This window comes from Paraburkholderia sp. EG287B (genome assembly GCF_040965595.1).
Classification (GTDB): domain Bacteria; phylum Pseudomonadota; class Gammaproteobacteria; order Burkholderiales; family Burkholderiaceae; genus Paraburkholderia.
Window position 1 is genome coordinate 1 of the sequence record NZ_JBFRCG010000042.1, and the last position, 14,649, is coordinate 14,649.

At 62.4% G+C, this 14,649-nt stretch carries 8 protein-coding genes and 8 pseudogenes; 8 read left to right on the forward strand and 8 right to left on the reverse strand.

Annotated features, from left to right (window positions below; all coding sequences use genetic code 11):
- Window positions 1–896 precede the first annotated feature (896 nt).
- The 5 genes and pseudogenes from AB4Y40_RS41305 to AB4Y40_RS41325 all read left to right on the forward strand — a co-directional run.
- Window positions 897–1,142 carry a glycerophosphodiester phosphodiesterase family protein gene (locus tag AB4Y40_RS41305; protein WP_368692797.1) on the forward strand — a complete coding sequence of 82 codons (246 nt, stop codon included), beginning with the start codon at window positions 897–899 and terminating at the stop codon, window positions 1,140–1,142.
- Between the two features lie 91 nt (window positions 1,143–1,233).
- Window positions 1,234–1,668 (forward strand): annotated as a pseudogene (tnpA, locus tag AB4Y40_RS41310) (IS200/IS605 family transposase).
- An 88-nt stretch (window positions 1,669–1,756) separates the two neighbouring features.
- A protein-coding gene (locus tag AB4Y40_RS41315) for an IS5 family transposase (RefSeq protein ID WP_368692776.1) occupies window positions 1,757–2,574 on the forward strand; the annotation gives its coding sequence in 2 pieces (ribosomal slippage) (window positions 1,757–2,105 and window positions 2,105–2,574; 819 coding nt in all).
- Between the two features lie 242 nt (window positions 2,575–2,816).
- Window positions 2,817–3,032: pseudogene (locus tag AB4Y40_RS41320) on the forward strand (transposase domain-containing protein); the annotation flags it as partial.
- 7 nt (window positions 3,033–3,039) lie between these two features.
- A pseudogene (locus AB4Y40_RS41325) lies at window positions 3,040–3,195 on the forward strand (plasmid pRiA4b ORF-3 family protein); the annotation flags it as partial.
- Between the two features lie 44 nt (window positions 3,196–3,239).
- Here the strand turns inward: AB4Y40_RS41325 and panC are convergent.
- From panC to AB4Y40_RS41350, 5 genes and pseudogenes are all read right to left on the reverse strand, one after another.
- Window positions 3,240–4,076 (reverse strand): pantoate--beta-alanine ligase, encoded by an 837-nt coding sequence (gene panC / locus AB4Y40_RS41330; RefSeq protein WP_368692777.1) that lies wholly within the window; start codon window positions 4,074–4,076, stop codon window positions 3,240–3,242.
- A 35-nt stretch (window positions 4,077–4,111) separates the two neighbouring features.
- Window positions 4,112–4,650 (reverse strand): annotated as a pseudogene (locus tag AB4Y40_RS41335) (4Fe-4S dicluster domain-containing protein); the annotation flags it as partial.
- Window positions 4,581–4,935, reverse strand: a pseudogene (locus AB4Y40_RS41340) (integrase core domain-containing protein); the annotation flags it as partial. The pseudogenes AB4Y40_RS41335 and AB4Y40_RS41340, both read right to left, overlap by 70 nt.
- A gap of 637 nt (window positions 4,936–5,572) precedes the next feature.
- Window positions 5,573–6,151 (reverse strand): hypothetical protein, encoded by a 579-nt coding sequence (locus tag AB4Y40_RS41345; protein WP_368692778.1) that lies wholly within the window; start codon window positions 6,149–6,151, stop codon window positions 5,573–5,575.
- Between the two features lie 24 nt (window positions 6,152–6,175).
- Complete coding sequence (locus tag AB4Y40_RS41350; RefSeq protein ID WP_368692779.1) at window positions 6,176–6,751, reverse strand: hypothetical protein; 576 nt, start codon at window positions 6,749–6,751, stop codon at window positions 6,176–6,178.
- Window positions 6,752–6,905: 154 nt separating this feature from the next.
- Between AB4Y40_RS41350 and AB4Y40_RS41355 the strand changes: the two are divergent.
- Together AB4Y40_RS41355 and AB4Y40_RS41360 are read left to right on the forward strand one after the other, a co-directional pair.
- A pseudogene (locus tag AB4Y40_RS41355) lies at window positions 6,906–9,839 on the forward strand (Tn3 family transposase).
- 34 nt (window positions 9,840–9,873) lie between these two features.
- Entirely contained in the window at window positions 9,874–11,235 is a 1,362-nt protein-coding gene (locus AB4Y40_RS41360) for a YecA family protein (RefSeq protein WP_368692780.1), read from the forward strand.
- On the opposite strand, the gene AB4Y40_RS41365 is transcribed toward AB4Y40_RS41360, so the two are convergent.
- From AB4Y40_RS41365 to AB4Y40_RS41375, 3 genes and pseudogenes are all read right to left on the reverse strand, one after another.
- A complete protein-coding gene (locus AB4Y40_RS41365) occupies window positions 11,196–12,527 on the reverse strand; it encodes a tyrosine-type recombinase/integrase (protein WP_368692781.1) in 1,332 nt (443 codons plus the stop codon). The genes AB4Y40_RS41360 and AB4Y40_RS41365 overlap by 40 nt on opposite strands.
- On the reverse strand, window positions 12,505–12,720 hold the full coding sequence (locus tag AB4Y40_RS41370) for a hypothetical protein (protein ID WP_368692782.1): 216 nt from the start codon (window positions 12,718–12,720) through the stop codon (window positions 12,505–12,507). Before AB4Y40_RS41370 ends, AB4Y40_RS41365 begins: the two co-directional genes overlap by 23 nt.
- A pseudogene (locus tag AB4Y40_RS41375) lies at window positions 12,717–13,632 on the reverse strand (DNA-binding protein). The gene AB4Y40_RS41370 and the pseudogene AB4Y40_RS41375 overlap by 4 nt, the downstream one beginning before the upstream one ends.
- A 305-nt stretch (window positions 13,633–13,937) precedes the next feature.
- Here AB4Y40_RS41375 and AB4Y40_RS41380 point away from each other — a divergent pair.
- A pseudogene (locus AB4Y40_RS41380) lies at window positions 13,938–14,462 on the forward strand (IS5/IS1182 family transposase); the annotation flags it as partial.
- Window positions 14,463–14,649: the final 187 nt, after the last annotated feature.

Genomic DNA, 14,649 nt, shown 5'->3' on the forward strand with positions numbered 1-14,649 from the left:
GCCCACAGTTCGTCATCAATGATCGGTGCGCCCATCCCCTTGGTTCCAGTTGTTCAGACGACCAAGGTTAACAGCTTGCCGAAAAGGTTAACAGCCCCCTTGGGGTCTTTTTGAAATGGTCTCTAAGAATCTTAAAACGGCCGAAAAATTATCGTTTGACTTATGTCATCCCTTCGTTCCGGGCGTGGGCCGCGCGAAAGTCTGCCTCGCTTTCGCGTTGAACGTCACCCCACGAAAGGAGCACGGTGGGTCAGGAAGAATTCTATTCTCTCGTGATGTAAGCAATCCTCTTCACCTTAGGCGCCTGATCGTCGCATCGTCCTTAACGCGACACAACCTGAAATGCGCCGTCCAGTGGCGCGTACACCCAATGGCCGAGATCGCGCGGCTCACCCATCCTTCGGGCGAAACCATGCACCCGCTCAGCAACTCGAGGAAACTGGCTTGCGAGCGAAGCGGCCCGGCGGTAAGCAGAACGTTGATCCATTCACTCAGGTAAAACTCAGAAACTCAGTGCGTTCCGACAAGGACATGGGCAATCGCAAGAGAACCGAAAACGATTCCCATTGGCCGCCGCGCTGCTTGCGCTAAAACCTCGCGCAAGCAGCGCGGCGGACTCACGATTGCCCTTCTATGTCAAGTTTTTCCGAATTGCGAATCATTTGTCAGGGCCCTTCATCGGGGTGCTGAATGTCTAAACTCGAGTAAGACTAATCGATCTTCATCAAAACACGCGTCGCGTCGATGCCCCATTTCAATACCTAATCGGAGTGTTGTCTATGTACCTGGTACTCGTGTTGCCACATCTTCGAACACGGTTCTCGAGCTTTGTCGTTCTGACCGCGGTCATGCTTACGCCTCAACCGTCGGCAGCCTGTCCGCCAGTTGAGGAAAGGATGGCCAGCTTGTTTAATCCAATACCGGAGCCTACCGTCACAGTGCTCGCGCATCGCGGACTCTGGGGCAAGGAGGCGCCGAACCCGCGCACGCCTGAGAATTCGCTCGCGTCCCTGCAGGCAGCAGATGATGCATGCACTGACGCCGTGGAGTTCGACGTGAAGCTAACGAGCGAAGGCATACCGGTCCTCATGCACGATTTCAACTTGGGGCGTACAACCGACGTCTATAACTCAGTGAGGTAAGCCACCGGCTCTGCCGGTGGACTCACCAAGGTTTGACCTTTACGACGGTCGGCGTGAATTTCCTATCTCCGCCAAGAGAAGGAGGTTCACGATGAAAGAGTATCAGAGCCTGAGCCACACGAGATGGGACTGCAAGTATCACGTAGTGTTCATTCCGAAGCGGCGCAAGAAACGGATTTTCGGGGCGTTGCGTCGGCAGCTGGGACAGATATTTCATGAACTAGCATCCTAAAAGGAGTCGAAAATCGTCGAGGGACACCTGATGGAGGATCACGTTCACATGTGCCTGAGCATTCCGTCGAAATATGCGGTATCGAACGTGGTCGGGTACATCAAGGGCAAGAGCGCAATTCAGATAGCCCGGAAGTACGGCGGCCGACAACGCAATTTTACCGGCGAGCACTTTTGGGCCCGAGGCTACTTCGTTTCCACGGTGGGGTTGGACGAGCACATGGTACGAGCGTACATCCGCAATCAGGAGGAGGAAGATGAGCGGTACGACCAGATGAAGCTGGACATGGAGTAAGAGACGGTTTCAAAAAAGAGTTCATAAGGGCTGTTAACCCGTAACGCAACCTGTTAACCTCGAACGTCGTATCAACAGGATCGAGGAGATGGGCAAACCAATCATCGACAACGAACTGTGGGCACTGATCGAGCCACTGCTACCACCAGCGAAGCCACGGCGCTTCAAGCATCCGGGCCGCAAACCGGTACCGGATCGGGCTGCGCTGACCGGCATCTTGTTCGTGCTGAAGACCGGTATCCGCTGGCGAGATTTGCCAGCGGAGATGGGGTGCGGCTCGGGCGTCAGTTGTTGGCGCAGGCTACGCGATTGGCAGCAAGCCGGTGTATGGGATCGATTGCACCTAGTGCTCCTGGCGAAATTGAGGGCGGTCGACAAGATCGATTTCTCACGCGTGGTCGTCGACTCATCGTCGATTCGCGCAGTTGGGGCGGGCGAAAAACTGGCCCGAATCCCACTGATCGAGCGCGACCAGGATCCAAGCACCACCTCGCCACCGACGCCCACGGAACACCAATCGCGGCAATCCTGACTGGCGCCAATCGTAACGACGTCACCCAACTTGTTCCGCTGATTGAGGCCATCGTACCGATTGGCGGCGTGCGTGGGCGGCCTTTGAGCCGTCCCGGCCGCGTCTACGCTGACCGGGGTTACGACCACGACAAATACCGACGCATTCTTCACGAGCGCAGTATTCCCACCAGCATCGCGCGACGCGGCCACCCCCACGGCAGTGGCCTTGGAAAGATCCGTTGGGTCGTCGAACGTACACATGCCTGGTTGCACAATTTCCGCCGTCTACGTATTCGCTTCGAACGTCGCGCCGACATTCACGAAGCGTTTCTCAAACTCGGCTGTTGCCTGATCTGCTGGAACACCCTTCAGCGAGCTCAACAGTCTTTATGAAACCGTCTCTAAGCCGCCACCGGAGGCTCACGGTTTTATGGGCGCCTTTGAGGCGCTCACAATTTCAAGCCACCGGCTTTGCCGGTGGTATCTGACTTCATCGGCAATAAGACGCAATATGACCGATGCTTAATATGAGCTGCGCAGATCGAATCAGGCTCATGATCGCTGCGGCGCGTTGTCCGGCGCGCAGCGAACCGGCAAACAGCCAGTTCCGCCTGTTATGCTGACGTCAGCATAACCGCCGCAATTATCTGTTCGCAGGCTCCGACGGCGGTGGCGAAAGCGCGGCGGTGATCTATAGGCTGATCGGTACGGCGCGCCTGAACGGCATGGAGCCGGTTGCCTACCTGCGCACGGTGTTTGAACGCATCGCCGATCATCCCATCAACCGCATCGACGAGTTACTGCCGTGGCGCCTGATGCCAGCCGAACACGTCGAGCAGCAAGCCGCGTAATAATTCGATGGCCCAAGCCCGCAAGCCCTCCCTCCGCCTGGTCAAGGCGCCAGTGCCCGATTACGTGCTGCGTGTTGAACTGCAATACATCAAGCCGGCGATCTGGCGACGAATCATCGTTCCCGACTGGATCCGGCTGGGCAAGCTGCATGTCGTGCTGCAACAGGCCATGGGCCGGGAAGGCGGGCACCTGCACGAGTCGGAACTTCAAATCTCGAGGTTATCAATAAGGCGTGTGCTGCCGAGACGCGCTGCTGCTAGCACAACGAGCTTTTGCTCGACGACTTCCGGCTCCGTTGGAGAGCGTAAGTCGGCCTGTTTTCGGACCGAGATGTAATCGGGCTTCCAGCCCCGATCGACGAGCGTTGAGAATGCGCGCCGCTCGATTCGCCGAATATCTTGTCGCCCGCCCAGGATATCCTCGCGCACGCTGTTGAGGAGCCGATGCAGCGTGGGCGCCTCCACCCGTTGCTCGGGCGTCAGAAAGCGATTGCGCGATGACAGCGCCAGTCCATCGATGTCGCGGCTGGTTTCGCCGGCTATGACATCCGTGAGCATGGCGAACTGCTTACACATTTCTCGAACTATCATCAGTTGTTGGTAGTCCTTTTTTCCAAACACCGTCACGCGCGGCTGCGCGCATAACAGCAGCTTCATTACGACCGTGCAAACGCCTTGAAAGAAACCAGGCCGGAATTCACCCTCCAGCATGTCGCCAAGGCCGCCAGGAGGCTGGACACGATACTCTTGCACCTGCGGAAAGAGGTCCCGCTCCGTCGGGGCAAAGACAACGTACACATTCTCCTTCTGAAGTTTCTCCAGGTCCGCCTCGAGGGTTCTCGGATAGCGCTCGAAATCTTCGCCTAGTCCAAACTGCAGCGGATTCACGAAAATGCTGGTGACGACCGGATCGCCATGCTGCCGTGCGAGCCTGATAAGCGAAAGATGCCCTGCATGCAGATTGCCCATGGTCGGCACGAAGGCCGTGCGGTTTTGTCCGCGCAACTGAGCTCTCAACTCCTCGATAGACCGAATCAGTTTCATACTAGAACTTGCCCCTGAGATTCACCTGGCACTGCTCACATGTTCGGATAATTCGGACGCCACCGCCTTCGGGCGTCACCCACACGATGTTCTGCGTCGGGTCCTTGATGTCACAGGTCTTGCAGTGCACGCAGTTCTGCGCGTTGATCTGCAGACGGTCGCTGTCATCGTCGTTCTTCACGAACTCGTACACCGCGGCCGGGCAGAAGCGCGCTTCCGGGCCCGCGTAGGTGCGCAGGTTCACGTTCACGGGTACGCTCGCATCCTTGAGCGTCAAGTGCGCGGGCTGGTTCTCTTCGTGGTTCGTGTTCGAAATGAACACCGACGAGAGCCGGTCGAACGTGAGCTTGCCGTCGGGTTTCGGGTACTCGATCGGCTTGCACTGCGACGCAGGCTTGAGCATTTCATGGTTGCGATGCTGGTGATGCAGCGTCCACGGCACGTTGCCGCCCAGCAGCTTCTGCTCGATGCCCACCATCAGCGTGCCCAGGTACAGGCCCTTGCTCATCCACTGCTTGAAGTTGCGCGCCTTGTACAGCTCCGTGTAGAGCCACGACTGCCTGAACGCTTCCGGTTCAACGTCGAGTGCAGACGAGCATGATTGTAGAAGCTCAGCCAATCAAGCACCTCGTCCATCGCCTCGCGACGCGTCGCAAAGCGCCGGCCGTGAATGCGCGCCTGCTTGAGCGATCCCCACAGGCTCTCGGTCGGCGAAGTGTCCCAGCAATTGGCCTTTCTGCTCATCGAGCAACGCATGCCGTAGCCCTTGAGCAGCGCCTGGAATTCGTCGCTGCAATATTGGGCTCCCACGGTCGCTGTGCAGGATCAGGCCGGCTTCGGGGCGACGGCGGAACCACGCCTGTTACCCATTGCTCAATCCCCCGTCACTGAAGTTTTACACACTCTCAGTAACGGATACGTTTTTCGAGGGCAAGGTCAAACGTGTCCGCACGTTCGCAATGGTCAATGCAGTTTACGTACCAGCTACGAAAAACCCGACACAACATATTAAATCGTTGAGTGACTGTCCTGAATGTGCGGTTTACGACATCGCGTGTTGGCAAACGGACGGGTGCACGCGCATTGCCGAAAGCGAAACACTTCGCCGGGGGGCTGTTCTCAGCATTGACGGGCGTGGTTCAAAAAGCGCGATTTTTGCGTTACACAGACGAGCGGAAGCAGCCTGCGTAAGAAAGCAGGAATAATAAGGAGTGCGGTTCAAATGGAGGTCGGCGACGACCTGCCGATGTCAGGTTCGCTGAGGCTGGAGTGGGCCGAATCCGAGCAGCGTCAGCCAGTGATCGTGAGATTGCCGCTCATCTGTTCCCTTGGGCTCTTTCCAGTTCGCTCAGGGCATCGGCTGCGGGCAAAGCGGCGATGGTTGAAGACAAACTGCAGCAGACCAAGCCAGGCCCGCCCGCCCTTCAGATGACGCCGGTTGGTCAGGTAGACGCGCAGTCGCGAGTTGAGATTTTCGACCAGAGCTGCTGCGTGTGCTATGCAGCGCCCCGGATACGGGCGGCGTAGACGCCGTGAAACGGGCGTCCGATGCGGGCTAGCAGGCGATTCCACCCTTGCCAGAACGCACTCGACGTTTCGGACTTGCGATGCAGCATGCAGACCTCGCGCACGAGATGGCGCGCCACGTTGTGCGTTCGTGCAATGGCGTCGAGTTTTGTGTCGAGCAGGCCCGCGAAAGCGAGCAGGCCGTCGCGCTGGTTCTGCAGGGCACGCCGGTATGCGCCTGTACGTGACAGATCCCGTGCTTCACGTTGCTGCAGTTCGGCAACCACGAAATCGAACAGCCGTTGACGCGTCGCGAGGTCCGGCCCAGCCAGTGACAGGATGTCACGTTCGAGCCACTGAACCAGGGTGCGCAGGTCGGCAGCCAGCTCGTGCGCATGGGCTTCATTGCGCCGAAGCGTTTCCAGCGCGGCTTCGAGGAGGCTATCCTCACCACGTCGACAGGGATTGGCCAGACGCGCTTCGAGCTGCTCGCGCCCGGTGCGAGCGCCACTGGCGACACGATGCCAGAGCGTCGCCAGTGATTTACCCTGCTGGATGATGTGGAACACGTCGCCGTGACACGGCGTATCGGGCTAGGCCATTTTTTGCCCGGCACGCAGACCGGTTCCCGCATCGGCGATCGTGTGCTCAGGATCGAGGCCCTGTGCCTGCAGGTCCAGCAGATGGATGGCCCAGGTGTCGCCGTCGCGATGGGCTTCGGGGGCGAGCAGATAGCAATAGGTCGAGGCGACATCGATACCGGCGACCACGGGTCGGGAACCCTGAAAGAGTTCGTCGTGCAGACCGACCCGGATGGGAGAGAGATCGATACCGGCGTTGACGGCGATGGCCTGCTTTGCGGCCCGCTGAAGAACGGTGTGAATCGTGCCTAGGCTGGTCGAGACGCCGAGCAGGTCGTGCATGAGTTCAAGGGTACTGCGAAACGAAACGTGGCCCACCATCGTGAGCGCCACGATGACCTGATCGAGCCATTGGCGGGTGACCGGCAGCATGAAAAGCACCTGATCTGCGTCGGCTGCCCGCGTGGTATCAAAGGCTTCATCGAGCGCTACACTGGCCGTGCCGATCTGTCGGTAGACCGTCGGGCGGCTCGGGGTCCCCGTGATTTTGATGCCGTTTACCGGGTTAGCGGGCTCCAGACCTGACAAGGCTTTGCGGTCTAGCCCTTTATAAAGTCTCCGTAAAATCAAGAGCTTGCTGTTTGCCTTCCCCGGTGGCCCGCAGTGCCTCGCCCCCAATTGTCAAGGCGATATTGTTGGCATAGCCTGAGCGGTTCCTCTTGCGGCTGCGGAGCGGACGGCGATGGAACACTGGCGGCAGGGCCTATCTCGGGATGCGGTCCATCCCGCACACGCTCAACGAGTTCGAGCTCGCCACGTTCTTCACGTTTTCCGCGAGGGAATGCGCGTTGATCAATGCGCGTCGCCGACACGTCTACCGCTTCGCGCTGGCGCTTCACATCGGTTTCGTGCGCATGACCGGTCGCACGCTCGATGCTTGCCGGTACGTGCCACACAATCTCTGGCAGCACCTGGGGCAACAGCTCCGCATCGAACCGCCCGATCTCGGGACGATGACGTCGCTGTACGACGGCCATACCGACACGCTGGTCGAACATCAGGCCTGCGCATACCAGGCGCTCGGCTTCGGCTCCATGACCGAACACCAACGCCGCTACGTGATGCGCTGGCTCAAAGCCGCGCTCTCGGGCCGGCAGGATCGTAATGGTCTGCTGCACGAACTCAAACGCTGGCTCTACGAACACCGGATCCTGTTGCCGCGCGATCGCACCTTGCGGGAACTGATCGTGCAGGCCATCCGGGACGTCGAAGCCACGCTCACGGGCGAGCTTACGCAGGCCTTTGGCGAAGCCACACTGGATCGTTGGGGCAAGCTGCTGCCGAAGCCCCATGGCGAGGCATCGAGCCTGCAGCAATGGCTGTGGTCGGTGCCGCTGCGCAATTCGACGCGACAGATGAGCGAACTCTTGCGCAAGCTCGACTGTCTGGTCGAGCTCGGCGTACAGGTGCAGTGGCCCGACACATGCAACGAAGCTATCGTCCGGCATTATGCGCGGCGCTGCGCGGACCGCAAACCCTCGGTGAGCCACCGCATCCAGCCGGCCATACGGCGGCTCGAGGCCGCCTGCTTCATGCGCTACGCGTTGTGCTCGGCAACCGACCAGCTCCTGTCGATGCTCGGCGACTGGGTCCGCAAGGCGATCAGGACAGCCAATGATCGGGTGGCCGCCTCGCGCCCGGATCTGAAGGCGCAGCTGCGCGAATTTGCCACGGCAGTCAAGGTGCTCGCAGGCAACAAGGATCTGACACGCGATGCGCTTGCCAGGCAATTGTGCGAACTGGCGGACGCAGTCCTCAAACAGGATGCACCCAGTCGGACCAGCCTGATGCGGGCACAGCTCGTCTCGAAGCGGCGCGTCGCGCGTGCACTGCTTGCAAAGCTGCTGGACCTACCTTTCCAGGCCCAGAGCGCCCATCCGGTCATGGATGCGCTCACCTTGCTGCGCGAGCGCTACTCGAACAAGGCGGTCGATCTGCCAACGGACACGCAGATCCCGCTTGGACGGGCCTGGCAGCGGATGATCGCCAGCGAGAACCGCACCGACGCGCTGATCGCCTTCGAATGGGCGACGCTCTTTGCCTTGCGGGTGGCCCTGCGCAATGGATCGGTCTATGTCGAGCACAGCTTCTCGTTTCGCAGCCTCGGCATGCTGTTGATCCCCGCTGACGACTGGCAACGTCAGCGCAACCATTTCTACGGGCAGTTGGGGTTGCCGCAGGATCCGAGGGTGTTTCTCGAACCCGTCATCAGGCACCTTGACGAAGGCCTCGAGCGTCTGAGCGAAGCGGTCGAACGCGGCGAAGTCCACGTCGACGACGCGGTTCATCTCGATGCCCTGAGGGCCGAGCCGGGACAGAAGGCGGTCGAGGACCTGCGCCGAGCCCTGTTCGCGTCACGCCCGGACGGGCAGCTGCCCGAGATCATCCTGCAGGTGGACAGCGAGGTGCGCTTCAGCTGGATCCTGCTGGGGCGCGAGCCGCGCTCGCGCAGTGAACTGCTGATGCTCTACGCCGCCATCCTCGCGCATGGCACCTCGATGTCCGCCGCCGACATCGCGCGCATGGTACCCGAGCTGTCGGCCGAGGCGATCCGCCAGATGATGCGCCGCATTGCCGATGAACGGCTGCTGCGTCAGGCAGCCGACGCCGTGCTGCAGTTTATGCACAGCCATCCGGTCACCCAGTACTGGGGGCGAGCGGATCTCGCATCATCGGACATGACGTCGCTCGAGACTGCCCGAACGGTCTGGCAGGCCCGCGCCGACCCACGCCGGCGCACGCGCTCGATCGGCATGTACACGCACGTGCACGACCGCTGGGGCGTCTTCTACGATCAGCCCATCCTGCTAAACCAGCGGCAGGCAGGGGCTGCGATCGAGGGCGTCATTCTCCAGGACAGCATTGACGACGTCGCGCAAATTGCGGTGGATACTCACGGCTATACTGATTTCGCGATGGCGCTCGCACGTGGGGCCGGCTTCGATCTGTGCCCCCGGCTGGCGCATCTGCGCGACCGGCGACTGCATGTGCCCGCCGGACACGCGGTGCCCGAACTGCTGAGGGATGTCACCGACGGCGACGTCGCGTCAAGGCCATCGAGGCCATCTGGGATGAGTTCGTGCGCGTGGTCGCTTCTGTCTGCAGCGGGCGCTGCACGGCCGTCCAGGCCCTGTCGCGCTTCGGTTCCGATGCGCGCGGCCAGCCCCTCTATGACGGCGGCATGTATCTCGGCCGGCTGTTTCGCTCGATCTTCCTGATCGACTACTTCACCACCCCGGCGTTTCGGCGCGAACTGCACCATGCGCTCAATCGCGGCGAAGCGGTGCATAGCGTGCAGCGCGCCATCCATCAGGGCAAGATTGCGCTTGAACTCGCGCGGCAGCCGCATTCGCTGGTCGCAGTTTCTTCCGCGCTAACGCTGCTTACCAACGCCGTCATGGCCTGGAACACGATGCACATGCAGCACGCACTCGAAACCATCGAACGGCTTGGCCAGGCCCCTGTCATCGCCGAACACATGCGACGCATTGCGCCCACCGCGCTGGAAGGCATCAACCTGCGCGGCACGTTCGATTTCCCGGTCGCCCAGTACGTCAGTCGCCTCATGCCCAGCACCATCGCCGTTCCGGTATCGGCCCTCGCCGGGGCAAGGTAACATGCGGCTGTCGTGACCATGGTAACCCACCACCATGACCCATCGCCCCGGCCGCAACGATCCCTGTCCCTGCGGCAGCGGCAGCGGCAGGAAGTACAAGCACTGCTGCCTCAATGCCGACCTTCCCCGCGACGAGGATCCGTCCAGCGCCGTTCCCCGTGCGCTGACCTGGCTCGAGAACCGGCACGGACGTGCCGTGCGCGAGGCGATCGACGATGCCTTGTTCGAAGACCTCGACGATGACGATCTCGAGGATTTCGGCGACCTGGATGAGGATATCCGCGAGTTCATCATCGGTCAGACCTACGAGTGGTTGCTGGCCGAAGGCGAGATTCAGGTGCGCGGCGAGCCGCGTCGTGTCGCCGACCTGCTGCTCGGCACGGGTGGCCCGACATTCAGTGACACCCAGCGCGCCTGGCTCACGCAGCTGGCCACAACGCCGCTGCGGCTCTACACCGTGACCGACGTCAAGCCTCAACGATCGATGACCGTGTGCGATGTGCTCGATCCGGACGTCGAGCCCGCTATCGTCTCCGAAAGCGTGGGCAGCAAGGCCGACCTGCTCGGCGCGACCATCGGCTTGCGCGTGATCCGGGAGAACGGGGCATTCGTCCTGTCGGGCACGATGCATGTTTTCGTCCCGATGCAGGCCGCCCATCTGCTTCGGTGGATTCGCGAGACCAGCGAACCCGGACAGGAGCCGACCGCTTCGGAGCTCAGTTTCATGATCCGTCGCGCGTGGCTCGCGCAGTTTTTCGAGGACCTTGAGCCGCCCACGCTGATCGACGCCGCGAGCAACGAGCCGTTGCTGCTCGTGACCGACCGCTATCGCGTGCGCGATTGGGAGAAGGTGGCTGCGGTGCTCGCCGCGCAGCCCGATGTCGAGGGCAATCCCGGGCAGGGCTGGGAACGGCGCATCGACTGCGATAATGGTCAGGTCCGCAGCGCCATCAGCCGCACGCGCGACGGTGAACATCTCATCGTGTTCTGCCGCACGCAGCACGATGCCGATGACAGCCGCAACTGGTTCGACGCGATCATGAGAGACGCCGTCGAATTTCGCATTCGCGACATCCAGGATCCCGTCGGCGCACTCGGCCGCATGGGCGACGATCCATCCCCCACATCCGGGGCCGCCGATCTGCCGCCCGAGCTCGCGACATCGGCCATCCGGCAGGCGCTGATGCGTATCTACGCGGACTGGCCCGATGAACCGATGCCGATCCTGGACGGGCGATCGCCTCGCGAGGCGATAGTCACGCCCGCTGGGCTGGAGCGCGTCAAGGGCCTGCTGCGCACCTACCAGCGGGATGAGAACCGGCAGGCGCAATTGCAGCAGCGCGAGCCCGTGTCGCTTCAGTTTCTCTGGGACGCCCTGGGCCTCGCGCCCGAATGAGGTGCGTCGTGCGACGCGAACGTCCCCTCGACGAACGCGCGCAACTGCGAGAGATCCGTTTTCGCGTACGCAGCGGTTGTCTGCACCGACGCATGGCCGAGCAGCGCCTGCGCCACCGGCAGCGGGACCTGGTGGTCGACGATCATCTGTCGCGCGTAGGCATGCCGCAGCCAGTGCGGCGACGCCTGCCGCAGGCGGGCGGCCCCCTCGGGGTCCGCGTTTGCAAGACGTTCCGCGGCCGCCACGAAGATCGCCTTGACTTCGTCGTACAGGCCCGAACCCTTCAGCGAGCCGCCCTTGAGTCCATGGACCAACGCGGCGTGTTCAAGGAGCGGTGGTTGCGACGGCAGGCCGCGCAACTCACGGTAGGTCCGCAACACGGACACGCAGACCGCCGGCAGGGGAATCGCGCGCGTCCTGCGGCCCTTGCCGAGCACCGTGAGCGTCCAGCTGCCATGCCCGTCGACCTCGACCTTCGGCAACTGCGCCTCGTCGGACCACACGAGTTCGATCAGCCGCACGCCGGCATAGCGGTACAGCGCCCAGATCGCACGGCGCCGCGCGGTGATCAGGGGATCGTCGCCCGCAGCGGCTTCGGTCACCCACGCATCGCATGCGGCGAGCAACGCCGGCGGCAGCATGCGCTGGGGCGCGAAGCTCGCGCGCGAACGGCCGCCGCGCACGACGCCGGCAGCGGGGTTGGCACTCAGATACCCGGTTTCCGTCCAGTAACGGAACAGGCTCGCGATGACGGCGAGCGCCCGGGACTGCAATGCCTCCGACATCCTGCGCGGCGTATCACCCACGGTCTCCGGCGCTGGCTGGCGCAGGGCCTGCCGGTACGCGAGCAGGTCATGGCGCGTCAGGTCGGACAGCGGCCCGAGCTGTCGCGTCTCGCACCAGGTGACGAGGCGGCGCAGCTCGGTGCGGTACGCGCGCAGTGTGTGCGGCGAACGGCTCGCCCGGTCGCGCAGGAACAGCGCCGCCGCCTGGGCGTCGTCACCGACGCCGAGCGTATTCGTTGCGCTCGCCACCGCCGCGAAACGCCCGGCGCGCGCGAGCCACTCGACCAGCGGCCGGGGCAAGGTCATCAGGGCCGTGGCCTCCCGTTTCGGCTCACCGGTCGCAACAAGCTCCCCGCCTTCGGGTACCGGCTTGAAGCGCCGGCGATGCGTATGCAGCACGCGGGCCAGCACGGCGTCGGGAGCGGGCGCCGCGTCGACAGTGACCGTACGCACACGACCGCGGTCCCAGTATTCGACAGCGGCCTCATGATCCAGCAGCACACGCATGACGGCCGGCCGTGCCGCCTTCGCGTCGGCCAGTGAGGCATGACGCTACCTGATCATGCGTCCAGCGCGTATAAACGACGTGACCGAGCACATCGGCCAGATACGCGATGGCATCTCCGGCGCCGGCCGGCAGGCGCTGCGGGGGCAGCGTGCCGTGATCGATCCAGTCCGACGGGTTCATCGGGGCGCTCATGCTTTCTTCGCGCGCGTGGTGGCACTCCCTTTCGCTGCGGTCTTTGTGCGCCGAGCGCTCGCCAGCCCCGCGGAGGCGCCCGGCGGCCGACGCGGCACATTGAGCCCGGACACCACGCGCATCAGTTCGTCGATGCTGCGCATGCTGGCTCGAGTTGACGGCCTTCAGCGCGAGCGCCTCGCCGACCGCCTGCTGGCGTGTCGCCCGCTCACCGGCAAGCTCCGCTTCGAGCCGCTCGCGCTCGCCCTCGAGCGCGGCGATACGACGCTCGGCGAACTTCAGCTGCGAGGCGAACTGCCCGTGTTCCTTCTTCAGCGCCTCGCGCTGGTGCGCCGTTTCCTGGAGCAGCTGTTTCGACAGCGCCTCGTACCGCTGCTGCGCCTGGGCAAGTCCTTGCGCGTGCGCGTGCGCGTGCTCGAGCGTCGCCCGTCCGGTTGTGGGGGCATCGAGCTGGCTCTGCAGCTCAGCCAGCTCCGCGTCGCGGCTGGTGAGGGCCGCGCGCAGTTCGGTCACTTCCTGGCGCAGCAGCTCGACACGCAGCCCGGCGTCGGTACGCGCCGCCTCGGCCGCAGCGACCGCCTGCTGCGCCTCGGCCTTCAGGCGTACGACGTCGTCGAGCTGGACGGTAACGGCGGCCTGCCAGAGCGCGTGCATCTGCTCGGCGATATCCGGCGGAATGCCGGGGATCGCGATTTCGGCCAGCCCGGCGCGCACGACCTCGGCCTCGATCACGTTGAGGGCACGCGCGAGCGTGGCCGGGTCGCCGGCACCGAGCCGTGCGCGCAGTTTGCGCACCGACACGAGCTGCCGGAAGCGCGCCCCGCTCACGGGCGTCGCGTCACCCGCTTCGGCGAGCATCGCCAGCACGGTGGCGCGGATCTGTTCAGGGGTGGCGGCGGCCGGACGGGACATGGCGAGCTCCAAGCGGAAAACGGGTGATTTTTCAGGCCATTGTTCCATACATTTCTAACGTTAGAAAATCAGTTTTACTACGGGAATATATAGCTACCAAGAATAATACTTATCGCCGCCATGCAGGCCCGACTGACCCGCTCGAGAGCCCAACAGGCTGGATAAGCCCCTCCGGCTTGGTTCTTCACGCAATACAAAAAGACCAGACAGCAACCATTTGATTTATTTTGAAATTAATGTAGGGGCAGACCGGAAAACCTTGTCGCCAGCTAACCCGGTAAACGGCACGAAAAGCACGGGGACCCCTGCATGCGCCAGAAGTCGAATGTTTGGCGAAAGGCAAGGCTCGCTCGCCCTACGAATTCGGTGTGAAAGTGTCGATCACGACGACACACAAGGAAGGGCTTGTGGTCGGCGCCCGCTCGATGCCAAGCAACCCATACGACGGTCACACGCTGGCAGAAGCGTTGGAGCAGGCCGCGATCCTGACCGATGTGAAGCCCGAAGTCGCCATCGTGGATCGCGGTTATAAGGGTGTCGCTGTCGAGGGAGTGAAGGTCTACCACCAAGGATTGCGGCGCGGTATCACGAGGGGCCTGCGTGCGATGATCCAAAGGCGAAACGCGATCGAGCCTGCCATTGGTCACATGAAGGCCGACGGCAAACTCGATCGAAACTGGCTCAAAGGCGCGCTCGGTGATGCGATTCACGCTGTGCTTTGTGGCGCCGGCCACAACCTACGCATGATCCTCAGGAAGCTGCGGTTTTTTTGCGCCCTTGTTCTGTTCGCTTTGCTCAACAGCTCGACCACTGTCGTCTTCAAGGCATGAGGGCTAGCGCCGCACAAAACGATTTATTCAGGCCGGACTACTGATTCTTGATCTGGCCGCGACGCCATGGATATGGCGTGCGCAACCAGATGTCCAGGTGGTGTTAGCGAATCTTAAGCCATCAGGCGATCGGCAGCAGCAACCAAGACGGTACGCCGTCAACGCTTACCTCCGACTGCTCTCGACA